21 protein-coding genes are annotated in these 13270 nt (G+C 50.6%); 2 read left to right on the top strand and 19 right to left on the bottom strand.

The annotated features are described in order from the left end of the window. Positions 1-1059 precede the first annotated feature (1059 nt). From ACIFQM_RS23315 to ACIFQM_RS23225, 19 genes are all read right to left on the bottom strand, one after another. Positions 1060-1338, bottom strand: a complete 279-nt coding sequence (locus tag ACIFQM_RS23315) for a phBC6A51 family helix-turn-helix protein (RefSeq protein WP_430066242.1) — start codon at positions 1336-1338, stop codon at positions 1060-1062. Continuing rightward, positions 1331-1720: a phBC6A51 family helix-turn-helix protein gene (locus tag ACIFQM_RS23310; RefSeq protein WP_430066240.1), complete on the bottom strand. Its 390-nt coding sequence runs from the start codon at positions 1718-1720 to the stop codon at positions 1331-1333. The genes ACIFQM_RS23315 and ACIFQM_RS23310 overlap by 8 nt, the downstream gene beginning before the upstream one ends. A gap of 49 nt (positions 1721-1769) precedes the next feature. Continuing rightward, positions 1770-2225 (bottom strand): DUF2577 domain-containing protein, encoded by a 456-nt coding sequence (locus tag ACIFQM_RS23305; protein ID WP_430066238.1) that lies wholly within the window; start codon positions 2223-2225, stop codon positions 1770-1772. Between the two features lie 18 nt (positions 2226-2243). Next, on the bottom strand, positions 2244-4250 hold the full coding sequence (locus ACIFQM_RS23300) for a phage tail tape measure protein (protein ID WP_430066236.1): 2007 nt from the start codon (positions 4248-4250) through the stop codon (positions 2244-2246). A 75-nt stretch (positions 4251-4325) separates the two neighbouring features. Continuing rightward, complete coding sequence (locus ACIFQM_RS23295) at positions 4326-4670, bottom strand: hypothetical protein (protein ID WP_430066234.1); 345 nt, start codon at positions 4668-4670, stop codon at positions 4326-4328. A gap of 65 nt (positions 4671-4735) precedes the next feature. Further along, positions 4736-5833 (bottom strand): SU10 major capsid protein, encoded by a 1098-nt coding sequence (locus tag ACIFQM_RS23290; RefSeq protein ID WP_430066232.1) that lies wholly within the window; start codon positions 5831-5833, stop codon positions 4736-4738. A 15-nt stretch (positions 5834-5848) separates the two neighbouring features. Further along, positions 5849-6295 (bottom strand): hypothetical protein, encoded by a 447-nt coding sequence (locus ACIFQM_RS23285; RefSeq protein ID WP_430066230.1) that lies wholly within the window; start codon positions 6293-6295, stop codon positions 5849-5851. Between the two features lie 105 nt (positions 6296-6400). Continuing rightward, positions 6401-6721, bottom strand: a complete 321-nt coding sequence (locus tag ACIFQM_RS23280; RefSeq protein ID WP_430066228.1) for a cold-shock protein — start codon at positions 6719-6721, stop codon at positions 6401-6403. After that, positions 6718-6996: a hypothetical protein gene (locus tag ACIFQM_RS23275; RefSeq protein ID WP_430066226.1), complete on the bottom strand. Its 279-nt coding sequence runs from the start codon at positions 6994-6996 to the stop codon at positions 6718-6720. Before ACIFQM_RS23275 ends, ACIFQM_RS23280 begins: the two co-directional genes overlap by 4 nt. Further along, complete coding sequence (locus tag ACIFQM_RS23270) at positions 6993-7142, bottom strand: hypothetical protein (RefSeq protein WP_430066224.1); 150 nt, start codon at positions 7140-7142, stop codon at positions 6993-6995. The genes ACIFQM_RS23275 and ACIFQM_RS23270 overlap by 4 nt, the downstream gene beginning before the upstream one ends. Positions 7143-7211: 69 nt before the next feature. Beyond that, on the bottom strand, positions 7212-8147 hold the full coding sequence (locus tag ACIFQM_RS23265; protein ID WP_430066222.1) for a hypothetical protein: 936 nt from the start codon (positions 8145-8147) through the stop codon (positions 7212-7214). Positions 8148-8560: 413 nt separating this feature from the next. Next, positions 8561-8797 (bottom strand): helix-turn-helix domain-containing protein, encoded by a 237-nt coding sequence (locus ACIFQM_RS23260; protein WP_430066220.1) that lies wholly within the window; start codon positions 8795-8797, stop codon positions 8561-8563. Between the two features lie 362 nt (positions 8798-9159). Continuing rightward, entirely contained in the window at positions 9160-9621 is a 462-nt protein-coding gene (locus ACIFQM_RS23255) for a hypothetical protein (protein WP_430066218.1), read from the bottom strand. 68 nt (positions 9622-9689) lie between these two features. Next, entirely contained in the window at positions 9690-10160 is a 471-nt protein-coding gene (locus ACIFQM_RS23250; protein ID WP_430066216.1) for a hypothetical protein, read from the bottom strand. 975 nt (positions 10161-11135) lie between these two features. Next, a complete protein-coding gene (locus ACIFQM_RS23245; RefSeq protein WP_430066214.1) occupies positions 11136-11513 on the bottom strand; it encodes a hypothetical protein in 378 nt (125 codons plus the stop codon). Then, a complete protein-coding gene (locus ACIFQM_RS23240) occupies positions 11503-11721 on the bottom strand; it encodes a hypothetical protein (protein WP_430066212.1) in 219 nt (72 codons plus the stop codon). Before ACIFQM_RS23240 ends, ACIFQM_RS23245 begins: the two co-directional genes overlap by 11 nt. After that, positions 11721-11924 carry a hypothetical protein gene (locus tag ACIFQM_RS23235; protein ID WP_430066210.1) on the bottom strand — a complete coding sequence of 68 codons (204 nt, stop codon included), beginning with the start codon at positions 11922-11924 and terminating at the stop codon, positions 11721-11723. The genes ACIFQM_RS23240 and ACIFQM_RS23235 overlap by 1 nt, the downstream gene beginning before the upstream one ends. After that, positions 11924-12052 carry a hypothetical protein gene (locus ACIFQM_RS23230; protein WP_430066208.1) on the bottom strand — a complete coding sequence of 43 codons (129 nt, stop codon included), beginning with the start codon at positions 12050-12052 and terminating at the stop codon, positions 11924-11926. Before ACIFQM_RS23230 ends, ACIFQM_RS23235 begins: the two co-directional genes overlap by 1 nt. Then, positions 12018-12506 carry a hypothetical protein gene (locus ACIFQM_RS23225; protein ID WP_430066206.1) on the bottom strand — a complete coding sequence of 163 codons (489 nt, stop codon included), beginning with the start codon at positions 12504-12506 and terminating at the stop codon, positions 12018-12020. Before ACIFQM_RS23225 ends, ACIFQM_RS23230 begins: the two co-directional genes overlap by 35 nt. Positions 12507-12715: 209 nt before the next feature. Between ACIFQM_RS23225 and ACIFQM_RS23220 the strand changes: the two genes are divergently transcribed. Both ACIFQM_RS23220 and ACIFQM_RS23215 read left to right on the top strand, forming a co-directional pair. Continuing rightward, the gene (locus ACIFQM_RS23220) at positions 12716-12949 is read left to right on the top strand and encodes a helix-turn-helix domain-containing protein (RefSeq protein ID WP_430066204.1); all 234 of its coding nucleotides are present in this window, start codon (positions 12716-12718) and stop codon (positions 12947-12949) included. A gap of 143 nt (positions 12950-13092) precedes the next feature. Continuing rightward, positions 13093-13266, top strand: a complete 174-nt coding sequence (locus ACIFQM_RS23215) for a BRO family protein (RefSeq protein ID WP_430066202.1) — start codon at positions 13093-13095, stop codon at positions 13264-13266. Positions 13267-13270: the final 4 nt, after the last annotated feature.

Raw genomic sequence — 13270 nt, 5'->3', positions numbered from 1 at the left:
CCGCCACACGCGCATGTAATACGGTATTTCACCGTTTTAGGCTTCGCTTTTTTCGGTACTATTCGTTAGACCCTACGTTCAGCTATTAGGAAGTCAACCGGTAGGTTTCGTTCATTTTCGCTTTTCCGTAATCTAGCGCACCTCGTTAGCGACAAGAATTATAATATCACGAGTCGCCGCACTGGGTCAAGCTTTTATGTAAATTATTTTTACTCGCGGATTTTCAGACGAGTTTCTTCCTATTTATATGTGTTCAACGGACGGGATCTAACGTTACCGCTCGACGTCGCGCGATTTCTTACCACTTGAACAATCCGCGGCTATCACGCTGGTATGACGCTAAGATGGTCGTTGCTGGCTCCGCGCTCAGGAGCTAAGTCCGACTACTCCCAAAGTTAAATTTTGATACGCCGAAATTTCGTACACCAGATTTCGGGCCGTCGCGTAGGGGCCTTGGGGGTACGGCCCTCACCGTCTCCACGTAAGAAAACGCTCATTCAATCGCTTTTGATAGCGTAAATAAGCGTTAATTTCAACCGGAGATACCCCGCACTATATGCCACCCGTCCGCCTTTTATGCAGCGGGTATTCACGGACATGTGCACAAAATCCATATTATGCGAATATGTCTGCGCCCGGAACCCGCATCGTTATGCGGTTGATGCCGCGTTGTATAAACGTACCGTATTCACTGTATATACATTACCAGCGTATAATCCGTATAAATCCCGTAGGGGCGCGGCTTTACGCCCTGCCCGGCAACCTACTCGCTGGTAACGTATGCAGTGAAATACGCTGGTCTTCGCGTCCGTTATACATTGCGTATGCAACCGAAACGTATAGCGTAAATCCGCTATGTACCCGAAAGTTTCCGAAGCGATAAAACCGTGTATCTCCGCGCCCCAACTGGACCCTCAGCTATTAGCACGCTTTCGTATCCGAAAAATTCCGAAGGGGTCGCGCGTCAGGAGGCTCGTGTAGGAAAATCCGCTATATCGTTGTCATTGTAACACGTTATCCCTCGTTGAACCACGCGCCACTCCTACGCATAACGGACATTCACACGTACTTGCGGAAGAACCATTCGATATCCCCCGCAGCCCTTACGCGTACCCTTTCGCGGTTCTCACGCATAAACTCATCGGCTCGACGTCGCCCCTCACGCTTTAGCTCCCGTTGGAAGTCTGGACGCTTACGATAACGATACAATGTCATACGCGTAATCCCGAGTCGACGCGCAATCTCTTCGTGACTCGGACGTTTGATATCGGATAGTAGCGCAATCGCCGCGTAATGAATATCGCTGAGAGGCAGGCGGCGGCTCAGTCGTTTACTCATCACTGGCTTGACGTACTTTCAACGCTTCGATACGAGCCTTTAACGCTGCTATATCCGTGCCGCCTCCGCTATTAGTAGTCGTGCTTACTTCCACCTTATCGGAAAGCATCCCGTGAACCTGTAGCGCGAGCTTCGCCATAGCTGCGTTCTTTTCAGTGATCGCGATTTTAGGTATCAGCGCAATAAGCTCCGGCAAGTCATCGACATTATTACGTACGATTTGGCGCTTGAGTTCCGCTTCGAATATGCTGTCTTGACGCCATTGATATAGAGCTGACGGAGTTACTCCGCATTCCTCCGCAATCTCTGCGAGTGTGGGACGCTCACTAGGCGGAAGCGACAAATATCGTATCGCGGTATAATGTTTCATTTCGAGATTCATATAACGTTCCCCTTTCGTAATAAAAGAGCGACCCGGAGGCCGCCCGTCATCAAATCCGATCCAACACGATATAACGCTGTCCCGCGCCGAACGACGCAATCGCCACACGATCGCCCGCCCTCAGCGTGTCATGAAACGTAATCTCGAACGTACCGGACGTGAATGACCCGAAGTTAAATACGTCGCTGAACGCCTTCGAATTAACAGGCGCAGACGATTCCGTTTCCTTCGTTACACGAGTATAGCGGTTGAATTCGAGTGTAGTTGGTTCCGTAGTCGGCTCCACCGCTTTAACGGACACCTTCCGGGTGTGTTCACGCAAGTGCTCCGGAACAATTACGTCGTCTCCGTCGAGTTCGATTTTCATGTTATCGACTTGTACGCGGAGAGCTGGCGGAGGTGCGATGATTGTCGCGTATTCGATATCGACCTCTACGTTGTGTCCGAGCTGTTTAATAACGTCGCGGAATTGCGATACGCCGTTACCTTGGATTAATTTAATCACCGAACTGTTCTCCTTTCGTTACACTGCTAATCTACGAGCCAGCACACTGGCAAGCTTTTCAATATCCGATTCCTCGCGGATCGTTGCGTTGATCGTGATGTTTACGTCACCGCGACCGCCGCTTCTCCGATACTCATCCGCTTGTGAACGAGGTAAAACGGCCTCCCCCTTGTGGAGTTCAGCGCGGTACTGGTCAAAAGGTACGTTATTTAGACCGCCCGAGTGTTTACCGTCCTCTTTCCATGCGTTAAAGCGATCTATCCCGACAGGAGCGTTACTTCCCGTAGGATTCGCCCCTTGGTAACTAACCTTTCCGCCGGACTTGGACTTATCAGCATAGGCCGCCGATCTTTCTTGAGCTGCGCTTGCCGCCTGTGCAAATTCTGACGCGCCTATACCTAAAACAGCCCCGCCCGCGCCTCCAATTACAGCTCCCCAAGGCCCGAACCTAGACCCGAGGTTCACACCGGCCCCACCGAGAAGAAGCGAGCTGGCTACCGGATTAGAGCCGATTTCCTTGAGAACTCCGGTTACTACAGCCGCACCGATATCGACTCCGACCTTTGTCGCAGCTTGGAGTAAAGGACCGGATGCTTTGAGCGCTTTACCGATCGTGTCACCGATATTACGGCCGGTCTCCTCAAACGCCGCGCTACCTCCGCTACTCCACCACTTGTCGAACGTAGCAAGAACGTCGTCAAAGATAAACGCGATCTTACTTTGGATGTCTGGAAGTCGGTTGAATGCGGGATTGTCAATAAAATGCGACTTGAGATACTTTTTAGACGTATTGACTGCGCGCTCGATAGCCGCAGTAATGCGGGGAGTATACTTAATAACGAGGTTAGACATTGCGTCCGCAAGTTTGGCAATGATCGGCATTGTCGGTATCAGGGCGGAAATCTGCAATGTCTCTAATGCTCCGGAAAATTGCTCCACACTTCCCGCCGCGCCTTCCATCTTCTTCTTCGCAACTTGAAGCGCGGTAACGTTCGCCATTTCCGTCTGAAACTTCTTGACGCCAGCCGCACCTTCCTTATACAAAATATTTCCAGCACGGATCGCGTCGGAACCGAATATCTGATAGAGGTAGAACTGTCGTTGCTCGCTCGTCAGCTTACCGAAACGGTTTTGCAGCAGGTCCGCCACGGAAGCGAGGTCTTTAATTTCGCCCTTGTTATCGTAGAAAGCGGAATGGATGAGATTACTCGCCGTCAGGAACTTCTTCGTTTCCTTCGCGGCCTTAGACGTACCCACCTTGAGTCCCGTCTGCGCTGCGACGTACTTCTCGATGTCCTTCGTAACCGCTTGGACAGATGTGCCCGTTGACTTGATACCCTTCTTGCTCATAAACGCGAGTGCGTCCGTCGTATTAACCGTCAAGAGGTTGAAGTCTTCGAACATGCCGTACGCCTTGTCCGTTGCCGGCACGAGATTCGATAGCATCGTTTTCAGCGACGTACCTGCGTCCGCACCCTTTAACCCGTTATTCGCGAATAGACCTAGCGCTGTATTCGTATCTTTAAACGACATGCCGACGCCATCAGCAACGGAACCGACCGCAGCCAGCGAGTAACGCAAATCGTGTACGTCTGTAGCCGACGCGTTCGCAGTCCCGGCGAGAATATCCGCAGCCTGGGCCGCTTTTAACCCATCTTTTTTGAACGAATTGAGCGCGGTTGACATGATCTCCGCAGCCTCCGCCAAGCCGAGACCGCCCGCCGTTGCGAGGTTGAGCGCCGCGTTAAGTCCGCCCTTCTTACCGACCTGTTCGACGCTCATGCCCGCTTTGAGTAATTCCTCGATCCCCTGTGCGGCTTCGAGTGCGCTATATTTCGTTAATGCGCCTTGTTCGAGTGCGAGTTGCTGCATGGCTTTCGTCTGTTCGTCGGTTGCGCCCGTTAACGCCTGAACCGTCTTCATCTGCGACTCAAAATCCATCGCTTTTTTAACGGAATCCGCCGCGAACGCAATCCCCGTAGTTGCAACACCGAGGCCGGTTGCTGCCACGCCGAATTTCGTCATATTACCGAACGCTTTACGAAGAGGACGGCTCAGGTCGTCGACTAGGCGCAGATGCCCCACTAAATCGAAGCTCAATTATACCGCCGTCCTTTCGATCGCACGCACCAGGAGTCCCAACGCCTTGTAAACCGCCATTGCCGATCCTGCTACGTTCTTTCCAGTCCGAGCGGCTGCGTCTACGTCGTCGATCGCGGGAAGTAGTCTCTTCATACGGAATCCCATCGCTTGTACACGCGCCATGTCCGACGCTTCAAATTTTGCGGCCACTTCGCTCCATATCGCTGCCTGCTCAGGAAAGTTGGCAGCGAAATCGTACGAACCGGGACGCTTGTGCGTTAAGACAGATTCAATCAACCGGATTACGGGCGTTACGCGCTCCATATCTGCGAGGACGCTGTCCGGTAGTTTAGACTTGCTCATACGTATTCCCCCTTTGGATATAACAAAAAGAGGCCCCGAAGGACCTCTGTGATATCGCTATTTACTTACGCAGTCAGCCCCTTGATACGGGCGTGCGCCTTCTCTTGCTGGAACTCCAGCGTATACTCGCCGACGATGATACCGGACTGATAATCACCTTTGACGCCGAGGTACGTATGACCAAAGGAGCGGTCGCCGAGTGGTCGAATCTTAATCCGATTCGCGTCAATAAACAGAATCTCGTCCGGCTTCAGATTATCGTTGAGCACGATCTGGAACGTACCGAAGTCATTAATGAGGTGGTCAACCTTCTGGCCGCGACTATTCTCCGCTTGGGTCAATCTGATATTCGAACTTGCCAGTTCACTAATTGCGCGCTTCTGCACGGCAGGAACAACGAACGTATAACCTGCGCTTCCTGTCGCAAAGCCGCCAGCGCTATAAACTTTTTGCGCCACGTCATCGAGCAGCTTTTTCGTAACTGGCCCACCGGCAGGCGTTACGTTGGTCTCGATGAAGCTGCGGATGCCGCGCATTGTACGCATATCCCCGCTCTCAAATTTGCGACTGCCGATAATGGCTTTCTCAAGTTGGAGCGCAAGTTCAAGCTGCTTCTTCGCCTTCTCATACGCGTAAAGGCCGCTTGACCCTATGCCGTACTGCGCAACTGCTTCCGCCGAACCGGTTACACTAACCGTGTCCTCAAAAATCTGCGTTACGTTGTCCACCCTTGTCTTGGACTTATACCGCGCGTCTCGCGCATCTGCACCTTCTCGGCTGTCTCCATAAAGCGATTCAATCGGAGCATCTTTTGCAATTGCAGCCGCGGTTGTACCGCTATGCCCCCGGACAACCGTAATCTTATTTGCGGTGGTATCCACAGCTTGGATCAGTACGAGCTCATCGCCGACTTCTGCAATCGTGTGCGGTCGGAATGGCTCGGTGCTGGCGACCTTAATCTCCGTAGCGTCTACGGTAGCGGCGGCAGTCACCGTCGTACGTGTCGCGAACATCGCGTCCTCAAGCCAAACATGCGTAGTTGATGTAACCGGTTGGCTGAACCCGAGTAAATTCAGCATCGGCGTTTGTGTTGGGTTAAGTAGCAGAATTTCGTCGGCTACAGATTCGCGTTTACCTACCAAGTCAGTTGTATAAATTGTCATAATAAATTCCCCCTATTATTTTTGAAGTTTTCTTTTAATGTCCATGTATGCGACCATATCTTCCGGACGACCGGTACGGCGAGCCTTTTCCGCTGCTGTAGCAAGTCGCTGTTCACTCGTCTTTTCGGCTCGCTCACCATAATTGGGCGCAAACGGGCCTCCTATAGTACGCGGTTCTTTTGGTTTAGCGGCTGAAGTAAACGCGGTCAGGATTTCATCAATCCCCTGCGCTTGCCCTGCGTCATCAAACGTAACAGCAGAAAGATTTACGATACCCGCCAGTGCGTCCGGATCGTCAACCCCCGCTGCCCTTGCCTTGCGATAGAACGCGTTACTGACACGCTGGCTATGTAGCTCCGATGTCAGCGATTCGAGGCGCTGCGTGAGTTCCGCGCGTTCATCCTCCCACGTTGTATCCTGCGATTGTTCTTCCGGGATTTCCGGATTTGTCACGTCTTCCATTCATACCGCTCCTTTACCATTTAAATTTCATGTGTCTGAACCACGTAAAACCTCGCGGCGTCATCAACCGCTTTACTGCCGGAGTAATCACCGTACCCACCTCCTTCACGCTGCTTGTACGTCCGCCGCCGCAGGCTTACCGCCTCTACCTTCCGTCAGCATGTAACTCACACGCAAACCGACCGGCACTTCCGCCGTATCAAAGGATTCGCAGTCCGATAGGTGAAAGAATACGCGATCCTCACCGGATGAAATGAATCCGTAGCCTCGATCGCTATAATACGAAACTACGCCGGATTTACGCTTTACCTTCGCTGGCTTGTCCGACTGGCGGCGACTATATCCGAGTGACGGTCCGATGCTCGCGATCTCTTCACCCGTACCGATGCCGCCCGACCACGTTTTTGAATTGATGAATTTACTCATGCTGATTCCTCCCCTTCAAATTCTGTTACGAATTGCTCCACCGCTCCACTGACGTTTGACACCACGGCAACCGGATATTTTCCGAAAAGGTGCCGCCGATCTTGTACCTCGAAGTACCCGGACCATAGCGCATCAACGGCGCTTTCTAGCGGTGTCTTCTCTGCATTAACAGGCCAAGCCCCCGTCAGCGTATCAATGCCGGACGCATCGTAAATCTTAACGGTATCCTGGCCGCCCTCTTGCTTATGGATAACTTGCGTACATTTATCGCTCATTTCCGTTTCCCCTTTCGTCTACGTTTCCGTTCGTCCTCGGCGATTATAGGTGCAGCGAATCGAATCCACGCGCGGGACACCGAGTCACCGAATGTAACATTTATACCGTCAGCGAACGTTACGACTGTGTGATACTGCGGATTCACGTTTATGACCTCCTTTTAAGCACGTCAAATAAGCCGCCTCGGAAATCGGGCCGCTTTGGTCGTGTGTTTCTAATTGAAGAGAACTTTGATCGCCGCCAGCTTTTCCGCTGACCCTGCGAAGACAACTCGCGGATTAACTATAACCCGGCGCTTCCGTTTATCATGGACGTCGGGCACGAGCAGGAAAACGTTCTTACCGTTGAGCTTAACCGCGTCGAGTGCTTTGCGAAGTTTCTGCGCGTCCTTATACCCGAGTAATGCCGCGAGTCTCTCGACGTCCATCGGTTGCAGCCGGTCTTCCTGCGTCTCTTCCGGATTAAAACATACGATGTTAGTGTTGAAGTTGATAAACGGAAGCACCGCGTAAAGGATCGCTAATTGTTTGACTTCACGGCCTTTTCCGTAAGTCTCATACAAACCGCGTACAGTATTGCGGAACATACAGATATAGCGGTACTCGGAAAGATCATATGTGTTCTCTTTCTTGATCTCGCCGCGATAGAATATTGACGGGTTCATGTATAAGTCCCCGGTTTCCTCGTCCTCCGAGATGATTGATTCCGCGACCAGCTTCCTGTGTAGTTCGGAGTATCTAACACGGTGTATGCCGAGGAGATCGGCAAGGCCGGCGCGTTTAATAGGCCGCCCGTTGTCGTGCTGGAGCCTGCCGCCGTCGTAGCTCGTATAAGTCCCGAGGAACATTACACGAGCATAATCGGATTGACTGAGCGACGGGAACCGCTCGATAAATGTTTCGCAGCCTTTAAAGAGCGCGAACACAAAACCGCCGTGCTCCTCCGCCCATTGGCCGAGTACTGTGACGTTGCGCGCTCCGCGTGCCTGCGCCTCAGTTGTCCGGATGACTGTATCAATCGTAGAGGAAAGTCCGGCTTCTGCTAGCAATTTATCCGCACGCTCCTGCGCTACGATCGCAGCCCCCTTCGTCTTTTGCGGTAGGCTCTTCCAAACTCGATTGGCACGTGATCTTTTATCAGAATTGCTCATGTTACCCCTCCCGGATGAAAAATACCCTGCTTTTCAGTTACAAAATCGGCCAGATACCCTGCTTTTCGGCTACATAACTTTTTGGTGATTAGATGCTAAAAACCCACGTCTGGCGCGGTTTTTCTCCTTTTTTCTCGACTTTTCGGAATTTCTATCCCTATAGTAAGTCTTATTCTTTTTTTTCTTCTTGGACGCGCAGAATACATGTGAACATACCATAACACCATGCTGCCGCCTCCCTTCGGTCGTTGCCTCACCGCGCCCAAAAGATGGCACGATGAAAGTGTATCTCTACCAAAGTCTTTCTCGCGTTTAGAATATGTACAGACGTCCCGGTAGGGGCGGATGTCCGCAGGAGCGTAGCGACGCGGAAGGTAAAGCGAATGAACACGTCATATCTACCGTTGTAGCGTCTACTTTCCCGGTAGTAACGTATCCCGGTATATCTCGGTTAGGCGCGTTAATTTATCCGGCGTAAGTTCTAGTTCTCTTTCGAGCATATCCGCCCTGACTTTCGGTAGGTTACGGGCTCCGTTCTCGACGTAGGACACGAAGCGCCCGCTTACGCCCATCAACGCGCCTAATTCTTCGTATGAGAGCCGATAGACTGCGCGGATAATACCGATGTTGCTTTCGTTAACGATCGCCATTGTAAACACCTCCCTTTGCGTTCTGATTCTTGAACTAGCTGCGTAAATAAAAAGATCGCCGTCATGTCGTGAGGTATTGGACATGAGAGCGATTTTGCTTCTAAATATATGGCTTTGAGATTACCAAAAAAGCAACCTCGGCTACAAGAAAAGTTTCCCTCATAACGTATAGATAACTAAAGGCATAAAATGTACGGCAGAAGACTGATTGTTCACACAAAATTCACAATTAGAAAGAGATTCGCGGAGTGTACCCGCAACGTTCTACTTCCTCAATGTATATAGTCATGAAACCCCTAAAAAAGCAACCATAGGACGAAGGATTTTACGCGGTTCTCTCATATATAGGAGGATGTCGCCACCTAATATTCAGCCTTCCGCACGGATTTCCGCCGCCCGCCCATCATCTCATATCGTTGTTTGGCCGCAGCTATAGTCAATAACTTGTCCGGATCGTGCGGACGCTCGTAGCTACCGACATGTGAGTTCATCCAGCGTTCCGACGTCCAATATGGATACTCCAACCACCACAGATAACGTATTGGTTTATTCGTCTTAATTGAGACGCTTCGTCCTGATTTGACTTGGCGCTGCTCCCTTCTCTGCGCCGATTTGCGAACTGTCTTGCACGATGGTCCACATACCTCCGCCCACCTGTTTCTTGTTCTATCGTAAAATGGATATCCGCAGACAGCACACCGTTTAACACGCGGGTCCTCAAACGGTCCTATCATTATGGTATGTATAATAGAAGCGGCTTCCTCTCGCCTCAGTCCTTCCGTTAATGACTTTGCGTACTCGACTGCGCCTTCTCCCGGTTCCATAGCGTACCTCCTCCCGTAAGATAATTGAGCGGCAGCCCACAACGGAGCCGCCGCGTTGTAACAATACTTTAGCCGACTGCGTTTACGCGCTTACGTACGCAGTCCTTGCAATCAGGTCGTCTTCCTGCCCGCCCTGTTTTATGTGCGTAAAACTCGTCAATAGGTTTGACTTGGCCGCATTTTGTACACCCCTTTGCAAGCGGGGCGGAATGGTCATCGGTCCATATAACTCCATAATCGTCGATAGTTGTATTATCACGCGCAAGCCAGGATGCGTACGTAGCGCGCTCGGCGTCCCAACGAGCCCGTTTCCGTTCATCAACCGCTTTTTGATGGGCAATAAGTAGCGCGTCAATTAGTTGTGCGGCTCCTTTTTCGTCATAAACGTCAACTGCGATCTTTCCGTTCAGAAGAGGGCGGATTCTCGCGGATGCGTCTGGAAACTTAGAAGTAATCTGACTAACTAAGGAACGCCCCTCCTCGTTGTTCTTAATGTAGATTGTACTTTTTCCTAGTTTTCGTTGGCTGATTGTGAACATAATAAAATCGCTCCCTTTTCGTTTGGTTTTATGAGATGCGGTTCCCCGCGGTCTACCTACTTAACCGAATGCGCGGCGTCGTTATGCACACAAGAATATAGAAAGTCCGCACGCACTTCGCACATCGTCTTATACTATCTTGCTGCCGGTCACTCGCGTTTCGCACACTTCTGCGTGATATTTTCCGCCTTACATACTATTTGACAATCTACTCTACCTTTTCGCACATCCGCCTTTCATCTACTTCAACGGATGAGAAATGCGTCTCGCACACTTTTACGAAAATTCTCGGCCGTCACTTACTTCAACGCCGCCCAACCGCTCGTAACACACTTTTGCGGAAATTTATTTCGTCCGTCATAGATAACACACCGCCCGATGACCGTTTCGCACACCGGATACAATATTAACTACAGCGAATTTTGATTTCGCACAGAGCCGTAAAAAAATTCCCCCTATATATAACTAGGACACGAAACCGCGAATTTGGGGCACGTGACTGTCCCCGCACACTCCAATTGTGTCTAATTCGTGAACAAACAACATTTTTCCGCAAAAAACGGAACCTATGTTCCTATCTTGCGTATTAATCTGGTATAACAAGCAGACGACCGGTGCCTGAACCGGATTTACCGGCCGATCGTCCGAATCTATATGAACTACGCCTGCCTGACGGATATTGCCGTATCCGGACGTAGGAATTATCGGAACCGGCCAGCCTATCGAGACGTTGGCGCGTCTTACGTAGACCGACCGGAAGTGCCGAGCAGTTAGCGCTACTCAGCGTTAAAGCAATGACCTGTTAGCGCAGGCCGGGCGTCCGCATAGCGATCCGCTTACGTGCGGTACGGACGTGAAGCGTTTGGCCGCCAATGTTGGCGCAAAGGCGGTTTGATACTACGCGCGTCTCCTCCCCGTTTGGCGTTCGGAACGTTTGGCGCCATTCTGGACACCGTAGGTTCATCGGAGGGCGCATCAGCCCTTCTTCTTAACGAGATTCAATTCGATATCGCCGCGGTCTTCGAGCCATAAGAGCTCATCTACCAAAAACGTTAAGCCGTTCATGGCACGGATATGATCGAGGACTTCCGTAACAACTTCCAACAAGTCGCGCTGAAGGTTCTTCCCGAGTTGAAGGCCGCCGGAGTCTCCGTCGATAAATAAGTGCGTGTGTTCCGGATGCTCGACCTTGCGGACATGACGGAGCCACAAAATTCCGGTCTCAAGATGAAAGAAATAACGGTCAGCGTACAAAACGCCCTCCACGAGCTCATACATATGCGGCAGGTCGTACGGACCGTAAGCAAGCGCCGCCTTTTCTAGTACGTTTGACACCGTTGACTTAATTTCCATACTTATCGACTCCTTCATATTTAAATCCGATTGGTTTCATATCGGCGGCTGTAACGTTGTGACCGGTATCATTCGCGTCTTGAACCGCCTGCTCAATCGCAAGAGACCGCAGTTCATCCTTCGTAAGCTGGCGCGGCGAATATACCGGAAAGGTCATGCGGATGTCGCCGAACTCGACTACGCATCTGTAACAGTGATCGGCCGCCATTAAGAAACGCCTACTCTCGGAAATACGTTGTTAAACGCTGTATTCAGTTCCTTAAGTGCTTCAATCCGCTCGGCATCGGTGAAATGCGGACTCTCTAATACGTTACCGACCGCGAGAGTATAGAAACGGAACGCGATCATCAAGGCATCACCGTAGGTCTCCGATCCGAGTCGGTAGTCCGTGAATATTTCTAAGTACGTCATTACGTCAACACCTCTCGCGCGATCAATACGACCGCGTAAATAAACTTGAGTACAGCGACGATACGTTTACGAGCCTTACGTGACAATACGATGTTACGCGTAGTTAATAAATTGGTTACTGCGTTCAATCTGTGCGCCTCCCTTCTTGACGATGAATCCGAGTTCACTCATGACGGCCATTGACAACGTTAAACTACCGAGTGGTGACCGCCGACTGACTCCGGTTATCTTCCAGAACGCCCGTGGCTGTATAACGAGTTCCTGACGTGTACCGACGTACCGAAGTATGTAGTTGCCCGTAGTCGGATCGAGTACATAGCGGACTTGAGCCGGAGTAACCAACGGACGAACAACACGGAATACTTCCCGCTTCATTTCTGCGTCCAACTCAAAACCGAGTTCAACGAGTTGTGCCGGAGTAGCCCCAACAATGTCACCGTAGAGATACGGATTAGCTTGCGGTATAATAGTGAAGAATAATTCCGATGTAACGCGGAGTTCTTGACGTTTGCGGCCGCTTCCGACCGTAAGGATGACGTTACTTTCGCGACGATTACGGATAAAACCTAACGTGATTGACATATGATTGCGCCTCCTAGCGAGATTATAGGATGAGTTGCGATGGTGCTTCGGAACAGTACGATGTTGCTCGAAAAAAACGGAACTTCATATTCGTTTATTCGTATAATTGCTTATCTGGTTTTTAGTATATTCGCCTTTTAGTATGATGTCAACACTTAGTTTGCAGATATTCGTATATTCGTTATAATAGGCCCAAGGACGGTGTACATATGAGAACGATTCGGATTAAATTGAATGAAATTATGGCACAAAGAGGACTCACACAAATGCAGCTTGCAGAACTATCCGGCGTAAGACAGGCCGCTATATCTGAGATGTCGCGCAACATTCGTGAACAGATAAATCTTAGAACACTTATAAAAATCGCGGATGCGCTTGAAATTGATGATATATCGGAATTATTAACGTTGGAAAACAACGAAAAAGACCGAGATTCTAACTAAAGTGCCAAAGAAAGTACCGAACCAAAAAAAGAAGACCGTTAATCTAGCGGTCTTTTTGCTTTAAATAAGCGTCTCCCCCCGTACCCTTCCATACCCCTTAACGTAGGCTTAAACGGGCTATTTCACGGTGATTTTACGGTGGGATGTCTCGACGTCGATTGAGTGACGATGTGGTTTCAACCCACACCGTCAAAGATTCGCGTGACAGAGCCAATAACGCAACGATTATCAATGAGGACGGGCTCTATGATGTAATCCTTGAGAGTCGTAAGCCAGAAGCGCGTGCCTTCCGCAAATGGGCAACTTGCGATATTTGATGCG

Origin of the sequence: Paenibacillus sp. NRS-1782, assembly GCF_050467685.1 — a bacterium.
Classification (GTDB): Bacteria; Bacillota; Bacilli; order Paenibacillales; family Paenibacillaceae; genus Paenibacillus; species Paenibacillus terrae_A.
The sequence above is the reverse complement of the archived record's forward strand: the minus strand, read 5'-3'. Positions and strand labels throughout refer to the sequence as shown.

What these genes read in the sequence shown, in the direction of transcription:
- ACIFQM_RS23315 (WP_430066242.1), bottom strand. Translation starts at nt 1,338, where the DNA reads ATGAGTAAACGACTGAGCCGCCGCCTGCCTCTCAGCGATATTCATTAC.
- ACIFQM_RS23310 (WP_430066240.1), bottom strand. Translation starts at nt 1,720, where the DNA reads ATGAATCTCGAAATGAAACATTATACCGCGATACGATATTTGTCGCTT.
- ACIFQM_RS23300 (WP_430066236.1), bottom strand. Translation starts at nt 4,250, where the DNA reads ATGACGAAATTCGGCGTGGCAGCAACCGGCCTCGGTGTTGCAACTACG.
- ACIFQM_RS23295 (WP_430066234.1), bottom strand. Translation starts at nt 4,670, where the DNA reads ATGAGCAAGTCTAAACTACCGGACAGCGTCCTCGCAGATATGGAGCGC.
- ACIFQM_RS23290 (WP_430066232.1), bottom strand. Translation starts at nt 5,833, where the DNA reads ATGACAATTTATACAACTGACTTGGTAGGTAAACGCGAATCTGTAGCC.
- ACIFQM_RS23285 (WP_430066230.1), bottom strand. Translation starts at nt 6,295, where the DNA reads ATGGAAGACGTGACAAATCCGGAAATCCCGGAAGAACAATCGCAGGAT.
- ACIFQM_RS23280 (WP_430066228.1), bottom strand. Translation starts at nt 6,721, where the DNA reads ATGAGTAAATTCATCAATTCAAAAACGTGGTCGGGCGGCATCGGTACG.
- ACIFQM_RS23275 (WP_430066226.1), bottom strand. Translation starts at nt 6,996, where the DNA reads ATGAGCGATAAATGTACGCAAGTTATCCATAAGCAAGAGGGCGGCCAG.
- ACIFQM_RS23265 (WP_430066222.1), bottom strand. Translation starts at nt 8,147, where the DNA reads ATGAGCAATTCTGATAAAAGATCACGTGCCAATCGAGTTTGGAAGAGC.
- ACIFQM_RS23260 (WP_430066220.1), bottom strand. Translation starts at nt 8,797, where the DNA reads ATGGCGATCGTTAACGAAAGCAACATCGGTATTATCCGCGCAGTCTAT.
- ACIFQM_RS23255 (WP_430066218.1), bottom strand. Translation starts at nt 9,621, where the DNA reads ATGGAACCGGGAGAAGGCGCAGTCGAGTACGCAAAGTCATTAACGGAA.
- ACIFQM_RS23250 (WP_430066216.1), bottom strand. Translation starts at nt 10,160, where the DNA reads ATGTTCACAATCAGCCAACGAAAACTAGGAAAAAGTACAATCTACATT.
- ACIFQM_RS23245 (WP_430066214.1), bottom strand. Translation starts at nt 11,513, where the DNA reads ATGGAAATTAAGTCAACGGTGTCAAACGTACTAGAAAAGGCGGCGCTT.
- ACIFQM_RS23240 (WP_430066212.1), bottom strand. Translation starts at nt 11,721, where the DNA reads ATGGCGGCCGATCACTGTTACAGATGCGTAGTCGAGTTCGGCGACATC.
- ACIFQM_RS23235 (WP_430066210.1), bottom strand. Translation starts at nt 11,924, where the DNA reads ATGACGTACTTAGAAATATTCACGGACTACCGACTCGGATCGGAGACC.
- ACIFQM_RS23225 (WP_430066206.1), bottom strand. Translation starts at nt 12,506, where the DNA reads ATGTCAATCACGTTAGGTTTTATCCGTAATCGTCGCGAAAGTAACGTC.
- ACIFQM_RS23220 (WP_430066204.1), top strand. Translation starts at nt 12,716, where the DNA reads ATGAGAACGATTCGGATTAAATTGAATGAAATTATGGCACAAAGAGGA.
- ACIFQM_RS23215 (WP_430066202.1), top strand. Translation starts at nt 13,093, where the DNA reads ATGTCTCGACGTCGATTGAGTGACGATGTGGTTTCAACCCACACCGTC.